Origin of the sequence: Pseudomonas sp. FSL R10-1350, assembly GCF_009600525.1 — a bacterium.
Lineage (GTDB): Bacteria > Pseudomonadota > Gammaproteobacteria > Pseudomonadales > Pseudomonadaceae > Aquipseudomonas > Aquipseudomonas helleri.
The window spans coordinates 1-1,423 of the sequence record NZ_WIVR01000153.1 but is presented as its reverse complement, the minus strand read 5'-3'; the positions used below and the strand labels follow the sequence as shown (position 1 = coordinate 1,423).

1 protein-coding gene is annotated in these 1,423 nt (G+C 54.4%); it reads right to left on the bottom strand.

Features of this window, described 5'->3' with window-relative positions; all coding sequences use genetic code 11:
• Positions 1–239: 239 nt before the first annotated feature.
• On the bottom strand, positions 240–1,337 hold the full coding sequence (locus tag GHO25_RS25570; RefSeq protein ID WP_048373599.1) for an IS110 family transposase: 1,098 nt from the start codon (positions 1,335–1,337) through the stop codon (positions 240–242).
• Positions 1,338–1,423: the final 86 nt, after the last annotated feature.

Below are 1,423 nucleotides of genomic sequence, written 5' to 3'. Positions count from 1 at the left end.
CCACTGTCAACCCGCTTTTGCCCACTGACACCCGGCTGCATCTATGTATAAGGCCTATTCTAGGAAGCCATAATCGGCTTCTGGCCAACATTTTATGAGCTCGCGATATGCCAATTACAGTTAGGCCTCAAGGGCCGGTAGGAGCGCAGGCATAAATTCGCGACGGTCTGACCTGTGATCAATGTTCTTAAGCATGGGTTGGAGCGGTTTACACCCCGGTGGCAGAACTCTTTGGATCCTTAGCTCATCGCTTTCTCCAGGTCATTGTTCACTTGGCGGCGATAAGTTTGGTCGTTTTGTAACAGCACCCAGATGATGCGCAAGTTGCGGTTGGCTAACCGGACGGCCGCCTCTTTACGGCCCAACCTGGACACCCAGCGTTGCAATCGCCGGTCATCTGGATCCTCTGAATTAGCTTTCACCTGCCTCAACACCGCGTGAGCGCCCTGAATCGCCAAGCTTCGCAAGTAGGCATCGCCATGCTTGCTCATCTTGCCCAATCGGACTTTTTCTCCGCTACTGTTCTGCTTGGGCACCAATCCAAAGTAAGCAGCGAACTGCCGCGCGTTGGCGAAGCGCTCAGGCTCGGTTTGTTTAGCGATCACTGCTGTAGAAATAATCGGACCGATACCGCGTACGGTCATCAGCCGCTTGGCTGTTTCGTCATTTTTTGCAGCTGTTTCCAGTCGACCGGTCAGCACGTTGATACGCTCGCCCAACTGACTCCATTCGCCCAGTAACTCATCAATTAATTCGCGCAACATGTCAGGCAATGGCTGAGTGGCATCTTCCAGAATGCGGGGGATGCCTTGGCTAAACGCGGAATCGCCCTGCGCCATGGCAAGACCGTGTTCCAACAGTAAACCGCGCATCTGATTACTCATTGCCGTGCGACGGCGCACGTAACCTTGCCGAACACGATGCAGAGCTTGCATAGCCAAGGCTGCAGCACTCTTGACCGGTACCGACGAGATGCTGGTATCTCTGCCTGCGCGCAATATGGCCAGTGCATCGTTACGATCGTTCTTTGGGCCGCTGCGGTGATTGGCGACATGCTGGGCTGGCAATATCCGGACAGGATTGCCTTGAGTTTTCAGCAGTTGCGCCCATGCCTGAGCCCCCGGCCCGGTCTCCACCAGCACGGTTATGCTTGTTGGCAGCTTACGAAGAAATGCATGAAAGGACTCACGCGAATTGATGCGTTCCTCATACACCGTAAGGCCAGCAGCATCCTGACCAGCCACCTGGAAGACCCTTTTAGCCAGGTCTACGGCAATGACGGTGCATTTCAAAACATCGGTTGGCACGTACTGATTGGTCGTCGTATTCTTTTTCATGGACTCGCCCTCGCTGTCGTTGGCTTCTAATAGAATGCCACCGTGGCGCACAGACGCCTCGGCTTGGGCGAGTCCATGTAATTACA

Excerpts from the sequence above, each read along its gene's own strand:
- GHO25_RS25570 (WP_048373599.1), bottom strand. The coding sequence starts at position 1,337 with ATGAAAAAGAATACGACGACCAATCAGTACGTGCCAACCGATGTTTTG.